The organism is Actinomycetota bacterium (assembly GCA_040754375.1).
Lineage (GTDB): Bacteria > Actinomycetota > Acidimicrobiia > Acidimicrobiales > AC-14 > JBFMCT01.
This window is the reverse complement of sequence record JBFMCT010000003.1, coordinates 42617-61399: the sequence shown is the minus strand read 5'-3', so window position 1 is coordinate 61399 and position 18783 is coordinate 42617. Positions and strand designations below refer to the sequence as shown.

At 71.3% G+C, this 18783-nt stretch carries 19 protein-coding genes; 9 read left to right on the top strand and 10 right to left on the bottom strand.

Annotated features, from left to right (window positions below):
- Nucleotides 1–45: 45 nt before the first annotated feature.
- From purN to AB1673_02265, 4 genes are read left to right on the top strand one after another with little or no spacing between them, the layout of a single operon-like run.
- Entirely contained in the window at nucleotides 46–612 is a 567-nt protein-coding gene (purN, locus tag AB1673_02280) for a phosphoribosylglycinamide formyltransferase (GenBank protein ID MEW6152803.1), read from the top strand.
- Nucleotides 609–2132 (top strand): bifunctional phosphoribosylaminoimidazolecarboxamide formyltransferase/IMP cyclohydrolase, encoded by a 1524-nt coding sequence (gene purH, locus AB1673_02275; GenBank protein MEW6152802.1) that lies wholly within the window; start codon nucleotides 609–611, stop codon nucleotides 2130–2132. Before purN ends, purH begins: the two co-directional genes overlap by 4 nt.
- Nucleotides 2132–3004 (top strand): tetrahydrofolate dehydrogenase/cyclohydrolase catalytic domain-containing protein, encoded by an 873-nt coding sequence (locus AB1673_02270; protein ID MEW6152801.1) that lies wholly within the window; start codon nucleotides 2132–2134, stop codon nucleotides 3002–3004. Before purH ends, AB1673_02270 begins: the two co-directional genes overlap by 1 nt.
- Nucleotides 3001–3864: a methylenetetrahydrofolate reductase gene (locus AB1673_02265; GenBank protein MEW6152800.1), complete on the top strand. Its 864-nt coding sequence runs from the start codon at nucleotides 3001–3003 to the stop codon at nucleotides 3862–3864. Before AB1673_02270 ends, AB1673_02265 begins: the two co-directional genes overlap by 4 nt.
- Nucleotides 3865–3873: 9 nt before the next feature.
- Here the strand turns inward: AB1673_02265 and AB1673_02260 are convergent, their stop codons facing one another.
- From AB1673_02260 to AB1673_02250, 3 genes are all read right to left on the bottom strand, one after another.
- Nucleotides 3874–4305, bottom strand: a complete 432-nt coding sequence (locus tag AB1673_02260) for a PIN domain-containing protein (GenBank protein ID MEW6152799.1) — start codon at nucleotides 4303–4305, stop codon at nucleotides 3874–3876.
- Complete coding sequence (locus tag AB1673_02255; GenBank protein MEW6152798.1) at nucleotides 4289–4537, bottom strand: AbrB/MazE/SpoVT family DNA-binding domain-containing protein; 249 nt, start codon at nucleotides 4535–4537, stop codon at nucleotides 4289–4291. The genes AB1673_02260 and AB1673_02255 overlap by 17 nt, the downstream gene beginning before the upstream one ends.
- Nucleotides 4538–5104: 567 nt before the next feature.
- A complete protein-coding gene (locus AB1673_02250) occupies nucleotides 5105–5509 on the bottom strand; it encodes a hypothetical protein (protein MEW6152797.1) in 405 nt (134 codons plus the stop codon).
- Nucleotides 5510–6235: 726 nt separating this feature from the next.
- On the opposite strand from AB1673_02250, the gene icd reads away from it, so the two are divergent.
- Together icd and mdh are read left to right on the top strand one after the other, a co-directional pair.
- The gene (gene icd / locus AB1673_02245; GenBank protein MEW6152796.1) at nucleotides 6236–7435 is read left to right on the top strand and encodes an NADP-dependent isocitrate dehydrogenase; all 1200 of its coding nucleotides are present in this window, start codon (nucleotides 6236–6238) and stop codon (nucleotides 7433–7435) included.
- Complete coding sequence (mdh, locus tag AB1673_02240) at nucleotides 7432–8379, top strand: malate dehydrogenase (protein ID MEW6152795.1); 948 nt, start codon at nucleotides 7432–7434, stop codon at nucleotides 8377–8379. Before icd ends, mdh begins: the two co-directional genes overlap by 4 nt.
- Nucleotides 8380–8647: 268 nt before the next feature.
- On the opposite strand, the gene AB1673_02235 is transcribed toward mdh, so the two are convergent.
- Nucleotides 8648–9166, bottom strand: a complete 519-nt coding sequence (locus tag AB1673_02235) for a J domain-containing protein (GenBank protein MEW6152794.1) — start codon at nucleotides 9164–9166, stop codon at nucleotides 8648–8650.
- A 26-nt stretch (nucleotides 9167–9192) separates the two neighbouring features.
- Between AB1673_02235 and AB1673_02230 the strand changes: the two genes are divergently transcribed.
- Nucleotides 9193–9927 (top strand): hypothetical protein, encoded by a 735-nt coding sequence (locus AB1673_02230; GenBank protein ID MEW6152793.1) that lies wholly within the window; start codon nucleotides 9193–9195, stop codon nucleotides 9925–9927.
- On the opposite strand, the gene AB1673_02225 is transcribed toward AB1673_02230, so the two are convergent.
- The 5 genes from AB1673_02225 to AB1673_02205 all read right to left on the bottom strand — a co-directional run bounded on the left by AB1673_02225 (nucleotide 9917) and on the right by AB1673_02205 (nucleotide 14791).
- Nucleotides 9917–10948 carry a hypothetical protein gene (locus AB1673_02225; protein ID MEW6152792.1) on the bottom strand — a complete coding sequence of 344 codons (1032 nt, stop codon included), beginning with the start codon at nucleotides 10946–10948 and terminating at the stop codon, nucleotides 9917–9919. The two genes, AB1673_02230 and AB1673_02225, sit on opposite strands and share 11 nt — an antisense overlap.
- 97 nt (nucleotides 10949–11045) lie before the next feature.
- Nucleotides 11046–11753: a succinate dehydrogenase iron-sulfur subunit gene (locus tag AB1673_02220; GenBank protein MEW6152791.1), complete on the bottom strand. Its 708-nt coding sequence runs from the start codon at nucleotides 11751–11753 to the stop codon at nucleotides 11046–11048.
- Nucleotides 11754–11758: 5 nt separating this feature from the next.
- Nucleotides 11759–13516: a succinate dehydrogenase flavoprotein subunit gene (gene sdhA / locus AB1673_02215; protein MEW6152790.1), complete on the bottom strand. Its 1758-nt coding sequence runs from the start codon at nucleotides 13514–13516 to the stop codon at nucleotides 11759–11761.
- 16 nt (nucleotides 13517–13532) lie between these two features.
- A complete protein-coding gene (locus tag AB1673_02210) occupies nucleotides 13533–13982 on the bottom strand; it encodes a transcriptional repressor (protein ID MEW6152789.1) in 450 nt (149 codons plus the stop codon).
- A 44-nt stretch (nucleotides 13983–14026) separates the two neighbouring features.
- Nucleotides 14027–14791 carry a hypothetical protein gene (locus tag AB1673_02205; GenBank protein ID MEW6152788.1) on the bottom strand — a complete coding sequence of 255 codons (765 nt, stop codon included), beginning with the start codon at nucleotides 14789–14791 and terminating at the stop codon, nucleotides 14027–14029.
- Nucleotides 14792–14847: 56 nt separating this feature from the next.
- Here AB1673_02205 and AB1673_02200 point away from each other — a divergent pair, with 56 nt between their 5' ends.
- Nucleotides 14848–16248 (top strand): sigma 54-interacting transcriptional regulator, encoded by a 1401-nt coding sequence (locus AB1673_02200; protein ID MEW6152787.1) that lies wholly within the window; start codon nucleotides 14848–14850, stop codon nucleotides 16246–16248.
- Nucleotides 16249–16257: 9 nt separating this feature from the next.
- The gene (locus AB1673_02195; GenBank protein MEW6152786.1) at nucleotides 16258–18261 is read left to right on the top strand and encodes a VWA domain-containing protein; all 2004 of its coding nucleotides are present in this window, start codon (nucleotides 16258–16260) and stop codon (nucleotides 18259–18261) included.
- Here the strand turns inward: AB1673_02195 and AB1673_02190 are convergent.
- Nucleotides 18256–18756 carry an O-acetyl-ADP-ribose deacetylase gene (locus tag AB1673_02190; GenBank protein ID MEW6152785.1) on the bottom strand — a complete coding sequence of 167 codons (501 nt, stop codon included), beginning with the start codon at nucleotides 18754–18756 and terminating at the stop codon, nucleotides 18256–18258. The genes AB1673_02195 and AB1673_02190 overlap by 6 nt on opposite strands.
- Nucleotides 18757–18783 lie beyond the last annotated feature (27 nt).

Here is an 18783-nt window from a genome sequence, read left to right as displayed (position 1 = left end):
CGGCCCTGTCCTGCGCCGCCGCACTGGTACGGTGCCTTCACGACCGTGAGGATCGGGGTACTGGCATCAGGCAGCGGCACCAACCTGGAGGCGATCCTCGCCGCCGGGCTGCCGGTGGTCGTGGTGGTCGTCGACCGGCCCTGCCGTTCCACCGAGGTGGCCGCCGCCCACGGCCTGCCCAGCGTGGTCGTGCGGCGCGACAGCTTCGGCCCGGGGTTCGACCGTGACTCCTATACCGAGCGGGTGGTGGAGGCTCTGGAGGCCCATGACGTCGACGTGGTGGTGATGGCCGGCTTCGGCACGATCCTGTCCAAGCAGGTCCACGACGCCTGGCCCGGGCGGGTGCTCAACACCCACCCCGCCCTACTGCCCGCCTTCCCGGGCTGGCACGCCGTGGAGGAGGCCCTGGCCGCCGGTGTCAAGGTGACGGGGGTGACCGTGCACGTGGCCACCGTCGACGTCGACTCGGGGCCGATACTGGCCCAGGAGGCGGTGGCCGTCATGCCCGGCGATACCGTCGAGACCCTGCACGAGCGCATCAAGGTGGTCGAGCACCGGCTGTACCCCGAGACCATCAGGCGGTTCGTCGAGGACATGGAGGAGGCTCGGTGAGGGCGCTGCTGTCGGTGTGGGACAAGACCGGGCTCGACGACCTGGCCCGCGGGCTTCACGACCTCGGTTGGGAGTTGGTGGCCAGCGGTGGCACGGCCTCCGCGCTGGTCGACGCGGGCCTGCCCGTTACCGCCGTGGAGGACGTCACGGGCAGCCCCGAGATGCTCGATGGCCGGGTGAAGACCCTCCACCCGGCCATCGCCGGCGGCATCCTGGCCGACCGTTCCAAGCCGTCCCACCTGGCCGACCTGGAGGCCCACGGGATCGGGGCCATCGACTTGGTCGTATGCAACCTGTACCCGTTCGTGGCTCGGCCCGGGATCGAGACCATCGACGTGGGTGGACCCACGATGGTCCGGGCCGCGGCCAAGAACCACGCCCACGTGGCCGTGGTGGTCGACCCCGCCGACTACGGGCCAGTCCTCGACGAACTGCGGGCCGCCGGGGCCTTGCCGGCGGCCACCCGCCGGCGCCTGGCCCGGGCCGCCTTTGCACATACGGCGGCCTACGACGCGGCCATCGCCACGTGGCTCACGCCCGCCCCCACCCACGAGGAACCGCTGCCGCCCACCCTGCACCTAGCCCTGGAGCGGGCCGGCGAGCTGCGCTACGGCGAGAACCCCCACCAGGCCGGGGCCCGTTACCGGGCCATGGGGAGGCCCGACGACTTCTGGTCGTCGGTCCGCCAGCTCGGGGGGATGGAGCTGTCCTACCTGAACGTCGTCGACGCCGACGCCGCCTGGCGGTTGGCCCACGACCTGGCCGCCGGCTTGGGCGACCGCCCGGTGGCGACCATCATCAAGCACGCCAACCCGTGCGGGGTGGCGGTGGCCGATGCCGTCGCCGTGGCTTACGAGCGGGCCTTCGAGTGCGACCCCATGTCGGCTTTCGGCGGGATCGTGGCCCTGACCCGGGCGGTCGACGAGGAGCTGGCGGCCGAGATGGCGGCCAACCCCAAGGCCGACGTGGTGATCGCCCCCCAGTGGTCGGACGGGGCCGTCGCCCTGCTGGCGGCCAAGCGCAAGAACACCCGCCTGCTGGCTGCGCCCGCCCCGCCGGCCGAGGGCCTCCACCTGCGCCCGGTGGGCGACGGCTGGTTGGTGCAACAGCCCTACCGGTTCGGGGCCGGCCGCGACGCCTGGCAGGTCGTGTCCAAGGCCCGGCCGACCCCCGACCAATGGGTCGACCTCGAACTGGCGTGGCGGGTGTGTGCCCACGTGAAGTCCAACGCCATCGTGCTGGCGGCCGACGGCATGGCCGTGGGCATCGGGGCCGGCCAGCAGAACCGGGTCGACCCCGGTGAGATAGCCGTGCGCAAGGCGGCCGGCCGGGCCAAGGGCGGGGCGTGCGCCAGCGACGCCTTCTTCCCCTTCCGCGACGGCCTCGACGCCGTGGCCGCGGCCGGGGTGGCGGCCGTTATCGAGCCGGGTGGGAGCGTCCGCGACGCCGAGGTCATCGCCGCGGCCGACGAGCACGGCATCGCCCTGGTGTTCACGGGCGAGCGCCAGTTCCGCCACTGATGGGGGCCGAGCTGCTCGACGGTTCGGCCGTGGCCGCCGCGATCCGCTCCGAGCTGGCAGCCCGAGTGGCCGCGCTGGTCGAGGTCGGCGTCAGGCCCGGGCTGGGCACCGTCCTGGTGGGCGACAACCAGGCCAGCGCGGCCTACGTCCGCCTCAAGCACCAGGACTGCGCCGAGGTGGGCATCGCCTCTTTCGGTGAGCACTTGGCGGCCGACGCCCCGGCCGAGCAACTGGCCGAGGTGATCGACCGCTACAACGCCGACCCGGCCGTCGACGGGTTCCTCGTGCAGACGCCCCTGCCCCGCCACCTCGACGAGCAGGCCACCCTGCTGGCCGTCGACCCGGCCAAGGACGTCGACGGGCTCCACCCCGTCAACCTGGGCAAGCTCGTGCAGGGTGCCCAGGGCACGGTCCCGTGCACCCCGGCCGGGATCTGCGAGCTGCTGGTGCGCCATGGCGTGCCCATCGAGGGCCGCCACGTGGTGATCATCGGGCGGGGGTTGACCATCGGCCGCCCCCTGGCCAACCTGCTGGCCCTGAAGCGGCCCCACGCCAACGCGGCGGTCACGGTCGTGCACACGGGGGTGGCAGACCTGGCCTATTACACCCGCCAGGCCGACATCCTGGTGGCCGCGGCCGGCTCGCCCGGCCTGGTCAAGCGCGACTGGGTGAAACCAGGGGCGGCGGTCGTGGGGGCGGGCGTGACCATGGACGGGCGCAAGGTGCTGAGCGACGTGGAGGATGCCGTGGCTGATGTGGCCGGATGGATCACGCCCCGGGTGGGCGGTGTGGGGCCGATGACGCGTGCCATGTTGTTGCGCAACGCCGTCGAGCTGGCCGAGGCCCGGGCGGCCACGGGAGTGCGCCGATGACTCGCATCGCCGACCTGCTGATGGCGGGCAGGACGTACTCGTTCGAGTTCTTCCCCCCCCGCAACGACGAGGAGCAGGCCGTCCTGGTGAGGACCCTGCGCGACCTGGAGCCCCTCGACCCGTCGTTCGTGTCGGTCACCTACCGGGGCGGGGCCGCGTCGCGCCAGCGCACCCACGACCTGGTGGCGGGCATGCTGCGCACCACCACGCTGACTCCCATGGCCCACCTGACCTGTGTGGTCCACACCCGGCTCGACCTGGCCGAGATCCTGGTGAACTTCCGCAAGGCGGGACTGGAGAACGTGCTGGCCCTGGGCGGCGACCCGCCCCCCGACAGCGAACCGGGCGTAGGCGAGCTCAAGCACGCCATCGAGCTGGTCGAGCTGGCCCGGGCCATCGGGGGCTTCTCCATCGGGGTGGCCGCCCATCCCGAGCTGCACCCGGCCTCGGGCGGCGACCGGGCCTTCGACCGTGACCGCCTGGCCGAGAAGCTGGAGGCGGCCGACTTCGCCATCACCCAGCTGTTCTTCCGCCTCGACGACTACGCCGGGCTGGTCGACGACCTGGCCCAGCGGGGCGTGCGCAAGCCCGTCCTGCCCGGCATCATGCCCATCACCAACCTCAAGGCCGTCCAGCGCATGGCCCAGCTCTCGGGCTCCGAAGTGCCACCCGAGGTGGTGGCCCGCCTGGAGTCGGCCGGGGACGACCCCGAGGCGGTGCGGGCCGAGGGCATTGTCATGGCCACCGAGCTGTGCCGCGACCTGCTCGACACCGGTGCCCCCGGCCTTCACTTCTACACGCTCAACCGATCCACCGCGACCCGAGAGATCTACGCCAACTTGGGCCTCACGCCCGGCTGAACCGGCACGTCACTCGACGAACTCATGCGCCGCCCCGAGCAAGTCGTAGGTGCGCGCCGCCCGCCGGTCGCGGGTGAGGAGCGTGCGCCCTCGGCGTCGAGCGGCCTCGCCGACGAGAGCGTCGTAGGTGGAGCCGCCCCGCACGCCTCGTGTGGCCAGGGCCCCGAGCAGCTCGGCCTGCTCCTCGGCTGCGAGCCAGCAGGGCTCACCGAAGGCAGCGTTGAGGGCCCGGGCTGCATCCAGCCCGCTGACCTGAGCCGAGCCGGGCAATCGCGTAAGGACTGAATAGCACTCGAAAGCGGCATGGCCGGCCAGGACCGGCGACCGGCGGGCGACCGCTCGGACGCAGTCCTCGTGGGCCGCATGCGCCTCGTCCAGGTAGGCGACGGCGACGCTGGTGTCGACAGCCCATCCCGCCCCGGCCTCAGCGCTGGTCGGCATCGCGCAGGCCCTGCACGTCGGCATCGGTGAGGGGTTGCTGGCCGGGCAACCGTCGGAACACCGGGCGTCCCTCCACCCACTCCAGCGCCCTACCGCCCCCTGATCGACGCTCGATGCGGATCGTCTCGCCCTCCACCTGGAGCTCCAGCTCCGTTCCCGCGTCCAGGGCGAGCCGGTCTCGCACCGACTTGGGGATGACCACCCGGCCAGCCCGATCAATCGATACCATCATGGCAACCAGAATACCACTAAAGGTGATGCACCATGATGCGAACGAAGCTCATCACCGGCGGTGCTCGGCCGGTTGGTGCGCACCCACCAGGGGTCTGTGGCGGGACCGGGTGCGCTCCTTCATGTCATCAGAAGCCCTCATTTGTGTAGCAGCAGTCGTAGTGATAAGTGGTTCCTAGGTCAAAATTGACGTAGTAGTTACTGTTCACATCGGTGTAGGAGTAGTACGACCAACCATTCGTCGTGCAAGAGTAACCCTGCGTCGCCGAGTACCCGGAGTCGTAGTACCAGACGTAGGCACAACTTCCGTCAGTCACGGGATCATAGATGCCACCTGCATAGAAGTTATCCCAGTCACATGTTCCGCTATACCACACCGACTCAGTGGCGACCGTCGTGCCGAAGTACACGGAGTGGACGGTGAGCGGGCCGACCGAATAGTGACAGGTAGCTTCGGCCGAGGGGAGCCTAGCAGTATGGAGACATGCTGCAAACAGCATCGCTACGGCAAACGCTGAAGTCTTCGCGAACCGCCTTTGGGGTAGCTTCTTATGGCAGGTTGATGTGCTCAACACCCACTGGCCTCCCACTCCGCGACGGCCCACCGATCGGCCTCCTCAACTACCCGGATAACAGTGACGAAGCGTGGTGATGACGGAGCCGTGACGCCGTAGACGATGGACCTGTCCGGGAGATGGATCTCCGTGTAGCCGAACCGAAGAAGGTGTTGTCTGTCCTCAAGGAAGGAGTGCAGAGCCTCCTGAGGTGATGAGTACACCGGAGGATCAGATGGCCGGCCTGAGAGGTTCGGAGGCGGCGCAACTCCAGGCGGGGTCGTGCAAAGCGCGACGGGAGGCGGCTCCTCGCGGTGCTCCGATGCCATGACCAAGGCGATGCCGCTCTCCAACGGTCTACGCTCGATCTGGCCGAGCAACCGCGCGAGACGCTCAGGGCTGGTGTCGAAAAGGTTCACTTGGAGGTTACGACAGGACGTGCGTAGCTCGTCAAGTGAAATGATCACCTGAGCCATGGACCTTCCAGGAAGTGATTCAGGAACTGAGGCCCGAGATATTGCACGAGTGGATTGTGAGGCCGGGAGAGTGGGCGTACCGGGATCCGCGGGCCACCTGGCTTCCATGCTGCCGGTAGTTGAGATCCAGTTGATCACGAGTTGCGAATCTGCCGGCTCACGTGATCCATCCGGACTAGGTCCGATGAGTGGACCCGAGAAGCCGGACGGGACTGCGATGGTCACCGGCAGTTCGGACCCGCATCCCAATCGATCAGCAGCTCCCGCTGAAGGAGCGGAACGCCCATCCTGTGCCGCCAGAGTCAGCCCCCCGCCGATAGAGCGATGTACCAAGATTGAACAGACACCGAGTGCAATCAGCGTGACTGCGAGGAGAACAGCCCGGCTGACACGCCGATGTGCTGCTACGGCGATATCCGACCGATCGAAATGGGCGGGAGGGAGCGGGCGCCAACCCTTCACACAGAACCGCCCATCAGAGAACCGCCCATAAGAGAACTTACTGGGTCAGAGGATATCAGCGCGAGATGGGCCCGTCAACCAATCCAATAATTGTTTAGTTGGTTAGTGAGCTGGTCGTCCCCTGGACCGAGTCCGTTCGTGCGGTGGACCATGGTCTGCGCCGGCATCCGGGGGATGGGCCCCCGGGGGTCTCACTAACCTGCCGGGATGGCTCCTGAGAAGATCACGGTCGATGGTGACGGCCGGCTGAGCGTGCCCGACGAGCCCATCGTCCCCTACATCCGGGGCGACGGGATCGGGGTCGACATCTGGCCGGCCACCCAGGCGGTAATCGACGCGGCCGTGGCCCGCCACGGCAAGCAGATCGCGTGGATGCCCGTGCTGGCCGGCCAGCAGGCCTTCGATGAGACCGGCGACTGGCTTCCCGAGGCGACGGTGACGGCTTTTCGCGAGCACGTCGTGGGGATCAAGGGGCCTCTGACGACCCCGGTGGGGGGCGGGATCCGCTCGCTCAACGTGGCCCTGCGCCAGCTCCTCGACCTCTACGTGTGCCTGCGCCCAGTGCGGTGGTTCAAGGGCGTGCCCTCGCCCGTGCTCCACCCCGAGAAGGTCGACATGGTGATCTTCCGGGAGAACACCGAGGACGTGTACGCCGGGATGGAGGTCGAGCAGGGCACGCCCGAGGCCCGGCGGCTGATCGAGTTCGTGCGCGACGAGCTCGGCTGGCAGGTGCGGGAGGACTCGGGGATCGGGCTCAAGCCGATCTCGGTCACCGGGTCGAAGCGCCTCGTCAGGGCCGCGCTGAACTATGCGGTCGACCGGGGCCGAAAGTCGGTGACCCTGGTCCACAAGGGCAACATCCAGAAGTTCACCGAAGGGGCGTTCCGCCGCTGGGGCTACGAAGTGGCGGCCGAGGAGTTCGCGGGCCAGGCCGTCTCGTGGGACGACTGCGGGGGCCAGCCCGGCGACCGGGTCCTGGTGAAGGACACCATCGCCGACATCTTCCTCCAGCAGGTGCTGACCAGGCCCGACGAGTTCGACGTGATCGCCACCACGAACCTCAACGGGGACTACGCGTCCGACGCGTTGGCCGCCCAGGTCGGGGGGATCGGCATCGCCCCGGGGGGGAACATCAACTACGTGACGGGCCACGGCGTCTTCGAGGCGACCCACGGCACGGCGCCCCGCTACGCCGGCCAGGACAAGGTCAACCCCGGGTCGCTCTTGCTGTCGGGGGTGCTGATGCTCGAGCACATGGGCTGGCAGCAGGCGGCCGACGAGATCGTGCGGGCGCTGGAAGCCACCATCGGCGACGGGATAGTGACCTACGACTTCGCACGCCTCACCCAGGGGGCGACCGAGGTCCGCACGTCGGAGCTGGCGGCGGCCATCATCGAGCGCCTGTGAGCGCCGGGGCGGTGAAGGTGACGGTCGTGGGGGCGGGCTTCTACGGCTCGACCCTGGCCCAGCGGGTGGCCGAGGCCGGGTATGCCTCCGAGGTCGTGCTCACCGACGTGGTCGAGGGACGGCCCCAGGGCTTGGCCCTCGACCTCATGCAGGCCCGGCCCATCACCGGGTTCCGCACCCGGGTCGTCGGTACCAACCGCTACGAGGAGGCGGCCGGCTCCGACGTGGCCGTCATCACGGCCGGGGTCCCCCGCAAGCCGGGCATGAGCCGTTCCGACCTGCTGGAGACCAACGCCGGGATCGTGGCCGAGGTCACCCGCCGGCTGGTGGAGGTGGCCCCCGAGGCGGTGATCATCGTGGTGACCAACCCCCTCGACGAGATGACCGCCCTGGCCGCTGAGGTGTCCGGCCTGCCCCGTGGCCAGGTGATGGGCCAGGCCGGGGTGCTCGACACCGCCCGGTTCCGCCACTTCCTGGCCGAGGCCGCCGGGGTGGAGCCGGCCGAGGTGAAGGCCATGACCCTGGGGTCCCACGGCGACACGATGGTGCCCGTGCCGTCGCTGGCCTGGGTGGGGGGCAAGCGGCTGGCCGACGTGCTCGACGCAGCCGCCATCGACGCGGCCGTGGCCCGCACCCGCGACGGCGGGGCCGAGGTCGTCGGGTTGCTCAAGACCGGTTCGGCCTACTTCGCGCCGGCCGCGGCCGCCGAGGCCATGGTGCGGGCCGTGGTGACAGGCGAGGGCGAGATGCTCCCGGTCAGCGCATGGCTCGACGGCCAGTACGGCATCTCCGGCGTGTACCTCGGGGTGCCCGTCGTGCTCGGGCCGTCGGGGGTCTCCAAGGTCGTCGAGCTCGACCTGGCCGACGACGAGCTGGCCGCCCTGCGGGCGGCCGCCGAGGCCGTGCGGGCCAAGCAGCAGGAGGCCGTCGCGCTGGCCGGCTGAACCACGGGTGAGGACGAGCACCAGGCGCCGTCCCCACTCTGGGTGGTCCAAGCAGCAGACGTTCGTCTCATCTCACCACGGTCGTTCACCGCCTTGGGCTTCCTCGGCGGCCTGGGCACGCATCATCTCGACGCTCAGCGCGGTGACCATCCCTCCCGGGTCCCCCCACTCGTCACGGTCGAAGTCGCCCCACCCTGAGGCGCCCGCCGGTAGCCGTCCACCCGGGCCCTGTCGATGGAAGCCACGTGCTGGGGGTTGGGAGGCGTCCTCAGCGGTCGTCGCGGCCCCGCGAGCGCAGCATCATGAACAGCGGGGCGGCCACGAACGATCCCAGGGTGACCGGGGCCATCATGAGCGAGGCCGTGCGCAGGCCCTCGGACTGGGACATGAGGCTGAAGCTGAACATGGCCAGCACGACCACGAACAGCAGCACGGGTATCCCGATCAGGACATCGGACGGCCGTGACTTGCGGGCGGGGACGTCGTCCTCGTGCAGGTGGGCCAGCGGGTCGGACCAGTCGCCGTCGCCCTCGCCGCCGTCCCCGTCCGGTGACCAGTACTGCGGGCGGGGGGTCGTGCCGATGGCCCGGTCGTAGGCCCGGCGCTTGTCGGGGTCCCCGAGCACGGCCCAGGCGGCGTTGATGGCCGCCATCTGGGCCCGGGCCTCGGGCTCGGCCCCGGGGTTGGCGTCCGGGTGGTGGCGCTGGGCCAGGCGGCGGTAGGCCCGGCGGACCTCGTCATGGCTGGCGTGGGGAGCCACGCCCAGCTTTTCGTAGTGGGTCCGCATCGCCGACCATGATGGCCCATACCGTGTTGGACGCGATCGACGAAGCCCCCCACCCGCCCGGGCCCGGCCCCCACTGGGAGGAGTCGTGGTCGTTCGACTTCGTGGCCGCCGACGGCCTGCTGGCCGGTTATGCCCGCCTGGCCGTGCGGCCGGCCGACGGGCGAGCGTGGTGGTGGGCCGCGGTGGTGGGCCAGGGCCGGCCCTACGTGCTGGTGCGCGAGCACGACGTCGACCCGCCCCGGCCTCCCGGCCTGGAGATCAGGGCCCCGGGGCTGTGGGCCGAGGCGTACTGCGAGCAACCGTTCGAGCATTGGAGCGTCGGCCTGGAGGCCTTCGCGGTCGCCTTCGACGACCCGCAGGACGCGGTGGGCGACGAGCGGGGCCTGCCGCTACCGCTCGGGTTCGACCTGGGCTGGGAGCCCGACGCGCCCGAGCCCGAGGTGGACGGTCCCGGGTCCTACGGCCAGGCGTGCGCCGTCCACGGTGAGGTCCTCGTCGGCCGGGAGCGGCTAGCCGTGGACGGCACGGGCCGGCGGGCCCACCGGTGGGGCGAGCGGGACTGGTGGCAAGGCTCTGGTCCTGGCGGCCCAGGTGAAGCGCTCGTGCGGCTGGACGGGCGGGGGATGGTCGAGTGGCCCGAGCCGCTCTACCAGGCGCCCGTCCTGGTGCCCGGGCCGGGCGGGCGGACGGCCCGGCTGGCGCGGGCCCTGTGCCGGGCCCCGGGGGGCGGTCTGGCCTGGTTCGAGAAGCTCAGCGGCTGAACTCGGGGGCGTCGCGGATGGTGTCCCAGGCCCGCTGGTCGGCCGCCTGCCAAGACCAGAACGACACGCCTTGGGCCCCGTGCTCGTGGGCCGTGCGCATGAACCGCTGGAGCTCGTCGGGCGGAGGCACGCCGGGGCGGCCGCCTTCGGGGGCACCGTCGTAGGCCTGGCCCACCGGGAAGATGGGCTTGCCGAACTGGGCCAGGTCGGCCATGGCCCCGGCCACGTCGGTGTCGGGCTGGCGGTTGAGCCAGTAGACCATGGGGGCGATGGCGTCGAAGCGGGCCACGACCTCGGCGTAGGGGAAGATGGCCTTGGTCCAGTTCGACGGGCGGGGCACGGTGGCGATCAGCGGGTAGCCCTCCCCGGCCACCTCCCGCAGGCCGTCGCCGTAGGCCGTGGCCGCCGCCGCATTGATGTGGGTGCCCTCGGATCGGGTCTCGATGTCGGCCGAGAAGCCGTCGATGCGGTGGCCGTCGGGCGTGCGGTAGTTGATGGCCTCGGCCGCCCGGGCCACGTCGGCGCCGGTGTCGATGAGCCGCGGGAAGTCCCACCCGTAGACCCGGATACCGGCCGCGTGGGCCGCGGGGAGCACCTGGTCGAGGAACGGGCCGGCGTAGAACCCGTTCCACGACGACCCGGTGCGGACGTAGATGTGGGTCAGGCCCACCTCCCGGGCCCGGGCCACGATGGCCCCCACGTCGCCCCCGTCGGACTTGTCGGGCTGCCACATCCACATGCCCTTGCCAAAGGGCAGGCTGGGCGGCAGCTCGACGGTGGCGGCCTCGGCCTCGGCCGCTACCCGGCCCGGCCCCAGGCCGAGGGCGAAGCCCAGCAACCCGATCCGCGACATGGCCACCGTGGAGGCCACCAGCGTGAGGACGGTGGCCGCGGCCCACAGGCGCAGGTGGCCGGTGGGCAGGGCCCGCACCCCGGGCCGGGACGGCCTCGGGGGCAGGTGGCGCTGGACCGAGACCGCGTCCCGGCGGGCGTCGCGGTCCTCTTCGATTGATATGAGCACGTTCGATTACAGGCTGTTTCCCCGTGCCCGAACTGCCCCGGGCCCCAGCCCCCTCCCTGGCCCAACAGGTTCGACCCCGCCGGCCCAGTCCCCTTTTTCAATCGCCGCCGCGCAGCGTCTCCCGCCGGACCTCCTCGATGGCCTGGGTGACCTTGATGTGGCGGGGGCAGGCCTCGGTGCAGTTGAACGCCGTGCGGCAGCCCCACGCCCCGTCCCGGCCTCCGAGCCCGGCCAGGCGCTCGCTCTTGGCCTGGTCGCGAGAGTCGAACACGAACCGGTGGGCGTTGACGATGGCGGCCGGCCCCACGAACTGCTCGTTGGTCCAGAACACCGGGCACGACGTCGTGCACGCCGCGCACAGGATGCACTTGGTGGTGTCGTCGAACCGGGCCCGTTCCTCGGGGGACTGGAGGCGCTCGCGGCTCCCCGGGGGTGGCGGGTCGGCCTTGAGCCAGGGCTGCACCGAGCGGTACTGCTCGAAGAAGGTGCTCATGTCGACGACCAGGTCCTTGACCACGGGCAGGCCCCGCATGGGCTCGACGGTGATGTCGGGCCCGACGTCGCGGATGAGCAGGATGCAGGCCAGCCGGTTGCGGCCGTTGACCACCATGGCGTCGGAGCCGCACACCCCGTGGGCACACGACCGGCGGAAGGCCAAGGTGCCGTCGTGGTGCCAGCGCACCTCGTGGAGGGCGTCGAGCACCCGGTCACCGTCGTCCATCTCCAGCGCGTAGGACTCCCAATGGGGGGCCTTGTCCACCTCGGGGTCGAAGCGCAGGACGCGCAGGTTGACCGCGACCTTCACGGGGCTCAGTACTTCCGTTCCATCGGCTGGTACTGGCCGCCTTCGACAGGCCGGTAAGCGAGGGACAGGCGGCCGTCCGGGCCCCTCGAGACGAGCGAGTGGCGCATCCAGTGGGCGTCGTCGCGGTTGGGGTGGTCGTCGCGGAAGTGGGCCCCCCGGCTCTCGGTGCGGGCCAGGGCAGCCACCACCACGGTCTCGGCCAGGTCGAGCAGGAAGCCCAGCTCGAGGGCTTCGGTGAGGTCGTAGTTGTAGCGGTCGCCCTTGTCGTCGATGGCTACGTCGCGGTAGCGGTGGCGCAGGCCTTCGATAGTCGCCAGGGCGGCCGTCAGCGACTCCCCGGTGCGGAACACCGAGGCCTTGTCGGTCATCTCGGCCTGGAGGGCGGAGCGCACGTCGGCCACCTTCTCGGGGCCGCTCGACGCCTTGAGGCGCTCGATGGTGGCCGCCACCGGTCCGGCGGTGTCGTCGGGTACCTCCGGCTGGGCCGCGCCGGCCACGAACTCGGCCATCCGGGCTCCCCCTCGCCGGCCGAACACGACGATGTCGAGCAAGGAGTTGGTGCCCAGGCGGTTGGCCCCGTGCACCGACACGCACGCGCACTCCCCGGCTGCGAACAGGCCGGGGACGACGGTTCCGGCCGCGTCCCGCACGACCTCGGCGTGGACGTTGGTGGGGATCCCGCCCATGGCGTAGTGGGCCGTCGGCTGGATGGGCACGAGGTCGGTCTTCGGTTCGAGGCCCTGGTAAGTGCGGACGAACTCGGCTATGTCGGGCAGCTTGGCGTCGATCTGCTCGGGCGGCAGGTGGGTGAGGTCGAGGTGGAGGTAGTCCTTGTCCTCGCCACACCCCCGGCCCTGGCGGACCTCGGTGAGCATGGCCCGGCTGACCATGTCGCGCGGCGCCAGGTCTTTCACGGTGGGGGCGTAGCGCTCCATGAACCGCTCGCCTTCGGCGTTACGCAGGATGCCGCCCTCGCCCCGGGCCGCCTCCGACAGGAGGATGCCGAGCTTGTGGATCCCGGTGGGGTGGAACTGGAAGAACTCCATGTCCTCCAAGGGCAGGCCGTGGCGCAGGAGCAGGGCGGGGCCGTCGCCCGTCAGGGTGTGGGCGTTGGACGAGACCTTGAACATCTTCCCGAACCCGCCGGTGGCGAAAAGTACCCCCCGGGTGGCGAACACGTGCAGGTCGCCGGTGGCCTGCTCGTAGGCCACCACCGCGGCCACTTCACCGCCGCTCCCGAAGGCCAGGTCGAGCACCTGGAGCTCGTCGTGGAAGTCGACGCCCCGGGCCAGGCACTGCTGGTAGAGGGTCTGCAGGATCATGTGGCCCGTACGGTCGGCCGCGTAGCAGGCCCGGCGCACGGGCGCCTCGCCGTGGTTGCGGGTGTGGCCTCCGAAGCGGCGCTGGTCGATGCGCCCGTCGGCCGTGCGGTTGAAGGGCAGGCCGAAGTGCTCCAGTTCGATCACGGCGTCGACCGCCTCGCGGCACATGATCTCGGCCGCCGGCTGGTCGACGAGGTAGTCACCGCCCTTCACCGTGTCGAAGGCGTGCCACTCCCAGGAGTCCTCCTCGACGTTGGCCAGGGCCGCGCACATGCCGCCCTGGGCCGCGCCGGTGTGCGAGCGAGTGGGGTAGAGCTTGGTGATCACGGCCGTGCGGCAGCGCCCGGCGCACTCGATGGCGGCCCGCAGGCCCGCGCCTCCGGCGCCGACGATGACGGCGTCGTAGCTGTGGTGGTGGACTGTGGGGGGCCCTCCGCTCACAGCCAGGTCCTCCCGCTCAGGCGCAGCGTGAGCAGGTGCCTACGAGGTCGAGGCGGTGGAAGTCGGTACGGAAGCCGGTCCGGGCCGCCACTTCGTCGATGGCCTTGGCCATGGTGCGCTCGAAGCGGGGGGGCACGGTGTAGTCGTCGACCGACCCGCACGACTGGCACACGAGGTGGTGGTGATGGCTGGTCAGCTCCTCGGCCAGCTCGAACCGGGAGAACTCGTCACCACCTTGGACTTTGCGCACCACCCCGGCCTGCTCCAGCACCGTGAGGTTGCGGTACACCGAGCTCTGGGGCACCGACGAGCCGGTGGCCAGGATCTCGGGTATCGACAGCGGCCGCCCGGCCGCGGCCAGCACGTCGACGAGGGCCTGGCGCCCGGGCGTGTAGCGCTGGTGGACAGTGCGCAGGCGAGTGGTGGCGGTGTCATGCAGCTCGGTGGTCTGGAGGTCGGACGGCACGGCGAGCCAGCCTACCGGGGCCGGGGCGAGTGCCGGGCCGGGCCTCAGGCGATGTCGAGCCGGCCCTGGAAGATGGCGTCGATGCTCGTACGCCCACCGCCTGGTGTCACGGTCACGCGGTACGGGCCCCCGTCGAACGTCACTCTGGTCACCTCCTGGCGCCGGTCGGGCCACTGGACGTCGAGCGAGCCCTCGACCAGGACGGCTCCCGGCCCGAGCAGGTCGAGGGGTGCCGGGTCGCGACGTACGACCACGCCTCCCCGGGACACCAGCACGGTCTGGTCGTCGGCCGTGAAGCGCACGCTGTCGCGGGGGGCGGCGATGCCTGCCTCCCCGACCCCCACGGCCGCGCCCGCGGTGTAGGTGCCGGCGGTGAACCGCCGGGGGGCGCCGTCGAGGCGGTACATGACCCCCTCGGGCCCGACCTCGACGTAGGTGGCCCCCAGCACCAGTTCGCCCCCGCCGGACAGGGGCAGGGGAGTGCCCCCGTCCCACGAGATCGTCACCCGGCGGCCCCCCACGATCGCCTGCTCGATCTCCAGGCGGCCCTCGCCCCGTTCGACGGCGGTGATGGTAAGGGGCGTCTTGAGGGCTTGGACCTGGGCCTGCTCGGCGACCACCCGCTCGGCCGTGCCCCGTACGAACGCCTGGCCCTCGCCGGGCACGACCTCGACCTCGTCCGGGCCCCGGCGCTCGACGGCCGGCACGCCGCTGACCAGCGAGGTGCGTTCGTCGAGCAGGTGGACGCCGACCACCGCGAGGTCACACAGCAGGATCACGCCGATCACGTAGGCGAGGGCCCTTTCCACGGCCCGCCACAGTAGGCGGGGACCACAACCAGGAGGCGGCCGGTACGGTGATCGCCATGTCGCGCCCCACGACCCTCGGCGAGCTGCGGCGCTCGGGCTGGCAGTCGGTGCCCGTCAAAGAGGAGGTGCGGCGCAACGTCGCCCGCCGGGTGGCCGCCCGTGAGCCCCTGGTCAGCGGCGTGCTCGGCTTCGACGACACCGTGCTGCCCCAGTTGGAGAACGCCCTGCTGGCGGGCCACGACGTGATCCTGCTGGGCGAGCGGGGCCAGGCCAAGACCCGCATCATCCGCGCCCTGGTCGAGCTGCTCGACGAGGAGGTGCCGGTGGTCGCCGGCTCGGAGATCAACGACGACCCCTATCACCCGGTGTCGCGCTACGCCCGCGACGTCGTGGCCGAACTGGGCGACGAGGCCCCCGTCGAGTGGGTCGGGCGCCAGCAGCGGTTCGGCGAGAAGCTGGCCACCCCCGACACGTCCATCGCCGATCTGATCGGCGAGGTCGACCCCATCCGGGTGGCCGAGGGCCGCTACCTGTCCGACGAGCTCACCCTCCACTACGGCCTGGTGCCCCGTACCAACCGGGGGATCTTCGCCATCAACGAGCTACCCGACCTGAGCGAGCGCATCCAGGTGGGCCTGCTCAACGTGCTGGAGGAGCGCGATGTCCAGGTGCGGGGCTACAAGGTGCGCCTGCCCCTCGACGTCCTGCTGGTGGCGTCGGCCAACCCCGAGGACTACACCAACCGGGGCCGCATCATCACGCCTCTCAAGGACCGCTTCGGCAGCCAGGTCCGCACCCACTACCCGCCCGACTCGGCCACCGAACTGGCCGTCGTCCACCAGGAGTGGCGGGCACCGGCCACGGGCGGGGGCGGCCCTCGGGTCGAGGTGCCCGGCTTCATGGCCGAGATCGTGGCCACGATCAGCCAGCAGGCCAGGCGCCACCCCAACGTCAACCAGCGTTCGGGGGTCTCGGTGCGCCTGTCGGTGGCCAACTTCGAGACGATGGTGGCCAACGCCGTGCGCCGGGCGCTGCGGCTGGGCGAGGCCGTGGCCGTGCCCCGGGTCAGCGACCTTGGGGCAGTGGTGGCGTCCACGGCCGGCAAGCTGGAGATCGAGACCTTCGACGGGACCGAGGCCGACGACGTGATCGCCAAGCTGGTCAGCTCGGCGGTGCACGCCGTCTTCCGCCAGCGGGTGGTCGGGCTCGGAACTGTCACGTCGGACTTCGAGGGCGGCGCCACGGTCGAGGTGGGAGAGGACGTGGCCTCGCCCGAGTACCAGAAGGTCCTGGCCCGCTTCCCTCAGCTCCGGGGGGCCGTCGCGGGTCTGGTGGAGGGCGAGAGCCCGGGTGCGGTGGCCTCGGCCGTTGAGCTGGTGCTCGAGGGCCTCCACCTCAGCCGCCGGCTGAACAAGGACGCGGTGGCCGGGCGGGCGACCTACCGGGGCCGGGGCTAGGGGCTGTAGATGGGCGGCCGGCACCGCTACTCGCGCTGGGACGGCACCCAGGCCGTGCCCGCGCTCGCCGGCCAGGACGTGCTGGACGCGGTGGCCGACGACTTGCTCTACCACGGCGACGTGAACGCCGCCCTGCGCCGCCTGCTCCAGGGCGGGTTCGAGCACGACGGGCGCCACGTCCAGGGCCTGCGGGACCTGCTCGAACGGCTGCGCGAGCGCCGCCGGAGCACCCTCGAGCGCTACGACCTGGGCGGCGTCTACGAAGAGATCGCCCGTGAGCTGCGGGACATCGTCGACGAGGAGCGGCTGGCGGTCGATGACGCCGAACGCCAAGCCCGGGCCTCGGGTGACAGCCGCCGGCGCGAGAACGGGGAGGCGGCCGCGGCCGAGCGCCGCCTGGAGCTCGACCTGCTGCCCGCCGACCTGGCCGGCCAGGTGGACGCCCTCAGGCGCTACCAGTTCACGTCGGCGCCCGCCGAGGCCCGCTTCGAGCGGCTCCTCGACCGCCTGCGACGGCAGCTGCTGGCTAGCCGGTTCAACGAGATGGCCGGGGCCATGCAGGCCATGTCGGCCGAGGACATGGCCCGTTTCAAGGACATGCTGGCCGCCCTCAACCGCATGCTCGACCAGCGGGCCCGGGGTGAGGAGCCCGACTTCGAGGCGTTCATGGACCGCTACGGCGACTTCTTCCCCGGGCACCCCCGTTCCCTCGACGAGCTGCTGGAGCAGATGGCCCGCCAGATGGCGGCCATGCAGTCGCTCCTCGGCTCGATGTCACCCGAGCAGCGGGCCCAGCTCCAGGCCCTCTCCGACCAGCTCCTCGACGACGTCGACCTGCGCTGGCAGGTAGACCAGTTGGGCCGCAACCTCCAGGCCGCCTTCCCGCAGATGGGGTGGGGCCAGGGATATGGCTTCGAGGGCGACGACCCCCTGTCGATGACCGAGGCGGCCGCGCTCATGGGCGAGCTGAGCCGGCTCGACCAACTCGAGAACCTCCTGGTCAACGCGGCCACCCCCGCCCAGCTCTCCGAGGTCGACCTCGACGCCGCCCGCGCGCTGCTGGGCGCGGACGCGGCCGCCGACCTCGACCGCCTGGCCGCCCTGGGGCGGGCACTGGAGGAAGCCGGACTGGTGGCCCGCAAGGAGGGGCGCTCCGAGCTCACCCCCCACGGGATGCGGAGGCTGGGCCAGAAGGCCCTGGCCGACCTCTTCGCCGGCCTGGCGCCCGACCGCTTCGGGGGCCACGCCGTCGACCGGGCGGGCGCGGGCCACGAGGCCACCTACGAGACCAAGCCCTACGAGTACGGCGACCGCTTCGAGCTCGACATCGAGCGCACCGTGCGCAACGCCGTGGCCCGGGCCGGGCCGGGTGTGCCCGTCGGCCTCCGTCCCGAGGACTTCGAGGTGGCCCGCACCGAGGCCCTGACCCGCACGTCGACGGTCCTGCTGCTCGACCTGTCGCTGTCGATGCCCATGGGCGACAACTTCCTGGCCGCCAAGAAGACGGCTATGGCCCTGCACGCCTTGATCTCGTCCCGGTTCCCCCAGGACTACCTGGGCCTGGTGGTCTTCAGCGAGGTGGCCCGGGAGCTGCGCCCCCAGGACCTGCCCGAGGTGTCGTGGGACTTCGTGTACGGCACGAATGTCCAGCACGCCCTCCAACTGGCCCGCCGGATGCTGGCCCACCGCGGCGGTACCCGCCAGGTGCTGCTGGTCACCGACGGCGAGCCGACGGCCCACACCAGGCCCGGGGGCGACGTCTTCTTCCACTACCCGCCGGCGCGCCAGACCCTGGAGGCGACCATGGCTGAGGTCCTGCGCTGCACGGCCGAGGGGATCCGCATCAACACCTTCCTGCTCGACGCCACCGAGCGGCTGGAGGCGTTCGTCCGCCAGGTGGCGGCTGTGAACCGGGGCCGGGTGTTCGTGACCACACCGGGCAGCCTCGGCAGCTACGTTCTGCTCGACTTCCTCGACAACCGCCCGACGCTCAGGCGCCGCCCGGCCTCATAGGGTGCCCAGCCGAGCCTCGTAGAGCGAGAGCGTGCGTTCGTCGAAGGCGACCAGGCGGACGAGCTCGACCTCGGTGGGCGTGGCCGCCAGGGTGAGGACGGCGATGGTGGCCGCCTCGTCGGCCGGGTATCCGTAGACGCCCGTCGAGATGGCCGGGAAGGCCACCGACCGGGCACCCAGCTCGTCGGCCACCTCCAGGCAGCGGCGGTAGCAGGACGCCAGTAGCTCGGCCTCGCCCTCGTGCCCACCCCGGTAGACGGGGCCGACGGTGTGGATGACCCAGCGGGCGGCCAGCGCGAAGCCGGGGGTGGGCTTGGCGTCGCCCGTGGCACAGCCCCCCAGCCGGCGGCAGGCCTCGGCCATCTCCACCCACCCGGCGGCCCGGTGGATGGCCCCGTCGACCCCGCCACCGCCGGCCAGGGCCTCGTTGGCGGCGTTCACGACGGCGTCGACCGCTTCTCGGGTTATGTCAGTTCGGGCTGCTTCGAGACGCATAAGTGGCCATTTTCCGACTTACGGGTT

Bases quoted from the DNA above. Each gene is read 5' to 3' on its own strand.
- AB1673_02235 (MEW6152794.1), bottom strand. From the start codon at position 9,166: ATGCGGACCCACTACGAAAAGCTGGGCGTGGCTCCCCACGCCAGCCAT.
- AB1673_02255 (MEW6152798.1), bottom strand. From the start codon at position 4,537: ATGATGGTATCGATTGATCGGGCTGGCCGGGTGGTCATCCCCAAGTCG.
- icd (MEW6152796.1), top strand. From the start codon at position 6,236: ATGGCTCCTGAGAAGATCACGGTCGATGGTGACGGCCGGCTGAGCGTG.
- AB1673_02195 (MEW6152786.1), top strand. From the start codon at position 16,258: ATGGGCGGCCGGCACCGCTACTCGCGCTGGGACGGCACCCAGGCCGTG.
- AB1673_02260 (MEW6152799.1), bottom strand. From the start codon at position 4,305: ATGCCGACCAGCGCTGAGGCCGGGGCGGGATGGGCTGTCGACACCAGC.
- AB1673_02200 (MEW6152787.1), top strand. From the start codon at position 14,848: ATGTCGCGCCCCACGACCCTCGGCGAGCTGCGGCGCTCGGGCTGGCAG.
- AB1673_02270 (MEW6152801.1), top strand. From the start codon at position 2,132: ATGGGGGCCGAGCTGCTCGACGGTTCGGCCGTGGCCGCCGCGATCCGC.
- AB1673_02265 (MEW6152800.1), top strand. From the start codon at position 3,001: ATGACTCGCATCGCCGACCTGCTGATGGCGGGCAGGACGTACTCGTTC.
- AB1673_02190 (MEW6152785.1), bottom strand. From the start codon at position 18,756: ATGCGTCTCGAAGCAGCCCGAACTGACATAACCCGAGAAGCGGTCGAC.